At 40.7% G+C, this 7,824-nt stretch carries 7 protein-coding genes; 6 read left to right on the forward strand and 1 reads right to left on the reverse strand.

Going from position 1 to position 7,824, the window contains the following annotated elements:
• The first annotated feature begins 117 nt into the window (after positions 1-117).
• From arcD to ACI3K6_RS13705, 3 genes are all read left to right on the forward strand, one after another.
• Positions 118-1,593, forward strand: a complete 1,476-nt coding sequence (gene arcD, locus ACI3K6_RS13695; protein WP_435555267.1) for an arginine-ornithine antiporter — start codon at positions 118-120, stop codon at positions 1,591-1,593.
• A 117-nt stretch (positions 1,594-1,710) separates the two neighbouring features.
• On the forward strand, positions 1,711-2,829 hold the full coding sequence (locus tag ACI3K6_RS13700) for an aminotransferase (RefSeq protein WP_435555268.1): 1,119 nt from the start codon (positions 1,711-1,713) through the stop codon (positions 2,827-2,829).
• Positions 2,830-2,932: 103 nt separating this feature from the next.
• On the forward strand, positions 2,933-3,127 hold the full coding sequence (locus tag ACI3K6_RS13705; protein ID WP_435555269.1) for a YqzH family protein: 195 nt from the start codon (positions 2,933-2,935) through the stop codon (positions 3,125-3,127).
• A 28-nt stretch (positions 3,128-3,155) separates the two neighbouring features.
• Here ACI3K6_RS13705 and ACI3K6_RS13710 read toward each other — a convergent pair whose 3' ends face one another.
• Entirely contained in the window at positions 3,156-3,953 is a 798-nt protein-coding gene (locus ACI3K6_RS13710; protein ID WP_435555270.1) for an SDR family NAD(P)-dependent oxidoreductase, read from the reverse strand.
• Between the two features lie 469 nt (positions 3,954-4,422).
• On the opposite strand from ACI3K6_RS13710, the gene proC reads away from it, so the two are divergent.
• The 3 genes from proC (at position 4,423) to namA (ending at position 7,572) form a co-directional block, all read left to right on the forward strand.
• Positions 4,423-5,265, forward strand: coding sequence for a pyrroline-5-carboxylate reductase (proC, locus tag ACI3K6_RS13715; protein ID WP_435555271.1), 843 nt, complete (start codon positions 4,423-4,425; stop codon positions 5,263-5,265).
• A 54-nt stretch (positions 5,266-5,319) separates the two neighbouring features.
• Complete coding sequence (locus ACI3K6_RS13720; protein ID WP_435555272.1) at positions 5,320-6,483, forward strand: glycosyltransferase family 2 protein; 1,164 nt, start codon at positions 5,320-5,322, stop codon at positions 6,481-6,483.
• 66 nt (positions 6,484-6,549) lie between these two features.
• Entirely contained in the window at positions 6,550-7,572 is a 1,023-nt protein-coding gene (namA, locus tag ACI3K6_RS13725) for an NADPH dehydrogenase NamA (RefSeq protein ID WP_335474281.1), read from the forward strand.
• Positions 7,573-7,824 lie beyond the last annotated feature (252 nt).

The raw sequence follows: 7,824 nt of genomic DNA on the forward strand, positions 1-7,824 counted from the left end.
AACAAAAAAACATAATGATTTTTACATTTGATATGTAATAACCTTAACAAAATAAGTGAGCTTCTTTCCTTACAATAAAAGTATGGCAAGCCATATTTCACATGAGGAGGAAATTAGATGAGTAGTAATGCAGAAAAGGTTCCCGCAAGTGAAGTTCATGCATCAGAGAATACGACAGGAAAGGTAAAAAAAATTGGGCTGCTTCCTTTAGTTGCCCTGGTAATTAGTTCGTCCATCGGAGGCGGAATTTTTGGGATGCCAACAGATTTAGCAGCCGGAGCAGCACCGGGTCCAGCTTTAATTGCATGGACAATTGTTGGCTTTGGGATCCTGATGCTCTCTCTTAGTTTTAATAATTTAATAAAAAAACGACCTGACTTGGACGGCATTTTTAGTTATGCCGAGGAAGGGTTTGGCAAATTCAGCGGCTTTATTAGCGGCTGGGGATACTGGCTCTCAGCATGGCTTGGAAACGTAGCATTTGCCACTATGATCATGAGTGCATTTGCTTACTTCTTTCCAGTCTTTAAAGATGGACAGAATATACCATCGATTATTTTCGCGAGCATTTTAATGTGGGGGTTAACATTCATTGTTAACAGAGGAGTTGAAAGCGCTACCCTGCTTAATACGATTATTACTATATGTAAACTCATTCCACTTTTTGTTTTTATCGTTATCGGAATCTTTGCCTTTAAATTGGATATTTTCACGGCTAATTTCTGGGGGAAACTTTCCACAAATATTGATTCAGGTTCTGTCTTTAATCAGGTAAAAAGCTGCATGATGGTGATGATGTGGGTATTCGTTGGGATTGAAGGAGCTTCCATGCTTTCATCAAGGGCAGAAAAAAAATCAGATGCAGGCAAGGCAACAATCTTAGGTTTATTAGGACTATTACTTATCTATGTCCTAGCTTCCATCATTCCCTACGGAATCATGAGTCAACAAGAAATAGCTTCAGTGAAACAGCCTTCCATTGCTTATATTTTTAAAGATGTTGTCGGACCATGGGGAGCTGCCTTTATTAATATCGGTTTAATCATTTCGTTGATTGGATGCTGGTTATCCTGGACCATGCTTCCAGGAGAAACCACCTTATTGATGTCCAGGAAAGGCTTATTGCCTAAAGCTTTTGGCCGAACTAATACAGCCAATGCTCCAACATTTTCATTAATTGTCACTGCCGCACTTATTCAATTGTTTGTCTTTACATTTTTATTTACAGATAAAGCCTATAATTTTGCTTATTCATTATGTACTGCCGCAATTTTAATTTGCTATGTATTTGTCGCTTTATACCAAGTGAAATTATCCTATCAAAACCGCCAGCAAAAAGGTGAAGTTTTGCAATTAATAATCGGTATTTGTGCGCTCGCCTTCCAGATTTGGGGAATATGGGCTGCCGGTCTCTCTTATACATTGTTATGTTTTACAGCTTATATCCCTGGAATTTTCTTCTTTATGAAAGCCCGGAAAGAACAAGGAGCTAAAGAGCTTTTATCAAAAAAAGAATGGATGGCAGCGACTGTAATAGTAATCGGAGCGATGATTGCCATTTATTTAATCTTAACGGGAAAAGTTCAATTTTAATGCATTCTTAAAAAAATGGCTGTGTTAAAGGACACTGTTGATTTTATACCCTGTTGATTGAAGCGGAAATCAACAGACCAGTTTAATAGAGCCTAAAAAATAAGGAGAGACTGACAGATGGAAATTGCTAATTTTGGAGTCGAAGAATGGTTAAATGTTTGGGAAAATGATGCTGTTTATGATATAGCCGGAAGCTCCATTGCCTCTTTTACACTAGAAGAATTAATTAGCATTGATGGGACAAACCCCAAAGAATTCTTTGATAAAATTTTTGATGTAAAAATGAATTATGGCTGGATTGAAGGATCTCCTGAATTCAAACAACAGGTAAGCAAGCTATACAAAAATGTCCCTCCCGAATGTATTTTGCAGACGAATGGAGCAACTGGAGCGAATCTTTTAGCTCTTTATTCCCTTATTGAGCCAAATGATCATGTGATAGCGATGCACCCGAGTTATCAGCAATTATTCGATATCCCTCGTTCCCTGGGAGCGGAAGTTTCTTTATGGGAAATATACGAAGAAAATGATTGGATGCCGGATTTAGAAGAATTAAAATCAATGATTCGTCCCAATACGAAAATGATTTGTTTGAACAATGCTAACAATCCAACGGGAACCGTCTTGGATGATCAACTCTTAAAAGAAATTGTAGCGATTGCGTCAGAAGTCGGTGCCTATATTTTAGTAGATGAAGTCTATAAACCACTAGATCCGAATCAGCAGGTTTCCTCCATTGTAGATTTATACGATAAAGGGATTGCCACTAATAGTTTATCCAAAACCTACTCTGTACCTGGTGTAAGGGTTGGCTGGACTGCAAGTAACCAAGAGGTGGCTGATATTTTTAGAAAATATCGGGATTATACCATGATTTGTTCTGGTGTGCTTGATGATGTCATTGCAGTACATACACTGAAAAACAAAGAAGCAGTATTAAACCGAAACAGAGAAATTGTATTCACCAACCTGGAAATTTTAAAGGAATGGGCCAAACATGAACCAAGGGTCTCTTTAGTATTTCCAAAGGCTGTTTCAACATCCTTTATTCATTTGGATATCCCCATAGATGTAGAGGATTTTTGCATAGATTTATTAAAAACAAAAGGGGTTTTATTAGTGCCGGGCAATCGGTTTGATGTTCCGGAACATGCCCGATTAGGGTATTGTACAAAAACTGAAACGTTAAAAAAAGGGCTGGCTGAGTTATCGTCTTATTTGCGAAAATTTGATTAAGCTATTCATCAAAAGGAGTATTGGAACCATTCCAGTACTCCTTTTTAACTATTTATTAAGTTTATGAAAAAAAACGTATAATGGTCTTGAGGTGATCCTGAAGATGGAGAAAAAACTGGTCGAAAAAATGATTAAAAATTGCTTGAAACAATATTATGAAATGGAATCAATGCCGCTTGGTGCTAAGGATTTGGAAAAATTAACTGACCAAATTCTCCAAACAATACAAGAAGAGCCTGCAACAGATTTATTCGGGGTTATCAACGATGTGGTCTATGAGTATCTAACAGGATCATAAAAAAGCCCCTGATCACAGAGGCATTGGATTATTTTTGACTAAGCATTTTTTTGCCAATTCGCTCGAACAATCGTGGAAAAAGCACGTAGATAGCGCTCCCCATATTCATCCAGCGAGGCAGATTAATTTCACGGGTTTTGGTCAGCATGCTGTCAACGACTTTTCCGGCAACGAATTCGGGCTGAAGCATGAATTTTTGAACATTTTTTACATAAGTGCCCCCTTCGTCTGCGATATTGAAAAAATTGGTCGCAATCGGTCCCGGATTAACGGATGTCACCTGAACATTATAATCATCCAGCTCCATTCTTAGTGCATTGGTGTAGCCAAGAACAGCATGCTTTGTTGCTGAATAGACGCTGGATTTCGGGGTAGCAATTTTTCCTGCCTGTGAAGCAATATTGATAATATGGCCATAGCGACGTTCACGCATGCCTGGCAAAACTTTGGACGTGCAGGCAATTAATCCGACCACATTTACCTCAAACATCCCCTTCACTTCATCAATACCCGCCTCGTGGGCTTCACGGAAAATCCCGAACCCGGCATTATTAACTAAAATATCAACATGACCCATCTCCGCAAAAATTTGATCAAAAACGACTTCCACTTGATCCGTATTTGCCACATCCAGTTGAAACACTTGCACATTTACCTGATACTTTTGTGTCAAATTTGTTTGTAGCTGTTTTAATTTATCGATGCTTCGTGCAAGCAAAACAAGATTGGCCCCACTTGCTGCACAAAGTTTGGCAATCTCCGCTCCAATTCCTCCGGAAGCACCAGTTATGACTATATTTTTACCTGCTAATCGTTCCCTAACCATGACAACACCTCATCTGAATATAGCCCTTCGGATTATCGACGGCCTCTTATCTTTATATTAATAATTTCCCTGATTGATTTGGAATAGTCAAGCCGGGGCTTTCCCCATATATTATCGAATAAATATCTAAAAATTTAGTAAATTAACTCTTGACAGACAAGCTCAGTATCCTTCATAATCACTATTAAAATTTGATTCGATTATGTCATGACTAAGGCCAGTAAATGAGAAACGGTGAAAGAGAGTGAAGTTCAGAGGCTGAGAGACTTCACCACCCCCTACTCATCGAAACCTACCTTACGAGCATTTAGGCAAACCTAACGTATTCCGGCGTTAACGGATTCGAGTGATTTCAGCCACCATTAACAGGTACCGGAATCAATGAAGGTGGTACCACGGAAGCAAGACCTTTCGTCCTTTGAGGATGAAGGGTCTTTTTGTTTTTTCAGTAAAAAGGAGGAGTTTTTTCATGAACAAAATGGCAATTGTCGGTGCAGGGTCGATGGCAGAAGCATTCATTTCAGGAATTCTCGAAAATGGATTAATGGATAAAAAGAATATTTGGGTGACAAACAATTCTAATCAAGAACGGTTAACAAAGCTTGGGGAGCTTTACGGAATCCAAAACACCTATGATTTATCCAAACTTTTTGAAGGAGCAAACATTGTCATGCTGGCAATGAAACCAAAGGATGCCGCTTCAGCCATTGCCTATATCCGGGAGTACTTATCTAAAGACATGCTGATTATTTCAGTGCTTGCCGGTGTCTCGATGAATACCATTGAAGCATTGGCTGACAAACCTCTGTCGATTGCCAGAGCTATGCCAAATACATCCGCTGCAGTAGGAAAATCGGCGACAGCCATCGCTGTTAATGAACGTGTTTCCGAGCAACAGCTGGAAACAACCCAGAAATTGTTTGAAACGGTGGGAATGGCGGCCTTTGTTGACGAAAACCAGCTTGACGCAGTAACCGGATTATCCGGCAGCGGTCCCGCCTATATTTATTACCTCATTGAAGCAATGGAGAAAAGTGCGGTTGAAATTGGCTTGGAACCACAAATGGGTAAGGAGTTAATTGTTCAAACGCTAATTGGAGCCGCGGAAATGGTGAAAAACTCCCACAAATCACCGGAGCAATTACGCCGTGAAGTGACAAGCCCAGGAGGCACAACAGAAGCAGGCGTAAACGTCCTAGAAGATCATGGCGTCCAACAAGCCTTCATCTCTTGTATTAAAGCAGCTGCCACTCAATCGAGAAAAATGGGCGATGCCTTATGTGCCCATTTAAAAGTCGGAAAGTCATCATAAATTGAATATTAACGATAGGGCCGTTACACTAATAGTAAAAAAGGACATAGAAAAATGATAAATATCCTTACTATTTTGTTTGCAATTGGCATTTTGGTTTGGATTGGTTTCCTGATCGATGCTTTTATTGGGTTTCAAAGCTTGGACGCCTTAGAGAACGAAGCAGCCCTTGTAGACGGTCCATTGCTTTCCGTCATTATTGCGGCCCGAAATGAAGAAAGTCAGATAAGACAAAGTATCATAAGTCAATTGACTCAAACCTATAAAAATATTGAATGGATCCTTGTGAATGATCGTTCTACTGACAAAACGGGGCCTTTAATGGAACAATTAGCAAAAGAAGATAACCGATTAAAAGTCGTTCATATTAAGGAGCTGCCACAGGGCTGGCTAGGGAAAAATCATGCATTATATACCGGCACATTATCCACTTCTGGAAAATGGCTATTATTTACCGATGCCGATATCATCTATAAACCGGAAGCATTTGCGAAAGCACTGCATTATGCTGAAAAACATCGTCTTGACCATGTAACAGCAGCTCCTAATCTAAATGCGCATAAATTTTGGTTAAAAACCTTTGTTGCTTTTTTCCTGTTCGGGTTTTCCTATTTTAAGCGGCCTTGGTTAGCCAATAACCCAAAATCAAAAATCGGTACGGGAATCGGTGCGTTTAACCTTGTCTCTAAAGCAACGTATGAAGCGTTTGGAACCCATGAAAGAATCAAAATGAGACCCGATGATGATTTGCAATTAGGGATGAAACTGAAACAAGAAGGCTTCAATCAACGGATTGTTACGGCACTTCATTTAATAGAGGTAGAATGGTATGGGAGTTTAAAAGAAGCACTGGTAGGTCTTGAAAAAAACACGTTTGCGGGGCTGCATTATCGATTCAGCATGGTCCTGTTTGCCATTTTAGGAGTCTTTGTTACGCATGTCCTCCCTTTCGTAGCCATTTTTTCAACCAATAAAATCCTGGCCCTCCTCAGCCTGGGAAACATCATCGGAAGCGGTATTCTTTATGTAATGATTATAAAAAAGATGACAATGTTCTCTCCAGCTCTGTTTTTTGTTTTTCCTATTACAGCTTTATTATTTATTTACTCCATCATTCGCGCCAGTTTCCTAACCTTTAAACGAGGTGGCATTGTTTGGCGAGGTACGACTTATACTTTAAGAGAGCTAAGAGATCAAAAGCATCGAGGCGAATCATAACATTAATCTCCCGACATTTGCTATACTAAAAATTAGTAATTCTAAAAAAGCTGGAGGGATAGTAATATGACCGCGAAATTATTTTCTCCCTTTACGATTAAAGATGTAACGTTCAAAAATCGAATTGTCATGGCGCCGATGTGCATGTATTCGAGCCACAATCAAGACGGACAAATTCAAAACTGGCATCGCACTCACTATACAAGCAGGGCCGTCGGCCAGGTAGGCCTCATTATTGTTGAAGCTACGGCTGTAACCCCGCAGGGCAGAATCTCCCCTCAAGACTTGGGAATATGGAGTGACGACCATATTGCCGGCTTACAGGAGCTTGTCAGTTTAGTAAAAGAACACGGTGCCAAAATGGGTATTCAGCTTGCCCATGCTGGTAGGAAAGCTGTTTTAGAAGGGGAAATTTATGCACCTTCCTCGATTGCTTTTAATGAAAAAATGAAAACGCCAAAAGAAATGTCTAAAGCCGAGATTGCAGAAACGGTGTCAGCCTTTAAAAGTGGCGCCGAACGGGCCGCTAAAGCAGGCTTCGATGTCATTGAACTGCATGGGGCTCATGGATATCTGATTAATGAATTCCTTTCTCCGCTTACCAATAAACGAACTGATGAATACGGCGGTTCACCGGAAAACCGCTATCGAATCCTGCGAGAGATCATTGACGCTGTGAAAACCGTTTGGAACGGGCCGCTTTTTGTCCGAGTGTCAGCTAATGATTATCATGAAGAAGGACTAACAGCAAAAGATTACATACCTTACGTGCAGTGGATGAAGGAGCAGGGCGTAGATTTAATTGATGTCAGCTCCGGCGCAGTTGTTCCTGCTCATATTCATGCTTATCCGGGCTACCAGGTGAAGTTTTCGGAAACCATTAGAGAAGGTGCTGGGATTGCTACTGGCGCGGTAGGACTGATCACCTCTCCGATCCAGGCTGAAGAGATATTGCAAAACGACAGGGCGGACCTGATCCTGATTGCCCGCGAATTACTGCGTGACCCATACTGGCCACGGAGGGCAGCTAAGGAGCTCGGCGTTAAAATTGAATCTCCGAAGCAATATGAGCGAGGATGGAATATTTGATAAGGAAGCACTTTCCGGGAGACTGGGAAGTGTTTTTTTGTGAGTGGTTTCATAGCGACCATTACTAATGTTTTCTTGATGCTGAGGACTTTATGGAGCCCTCATAACGACCGTGACTATTGTTTTTCTGATGCTGCGGGCTTTATGACACCTTCTTAACGACCGTGGCTATTGTTTTCCTGATGCTGCGGGCTTTATGACGCCTTCTTAACGACCGTGGCTATTGTTTTCCTGATGCTGCGGGCTTTATGA

The sequence above is a fragment of the Neobacillus solisequens genome, from assembly GCF_051233465.1.
In the GTDB taxonomy this organism is placed as follows: Bacteria; Bacillota; Bacilli; order Bacillales; family Cytobacillaceae; genus Neobacillus.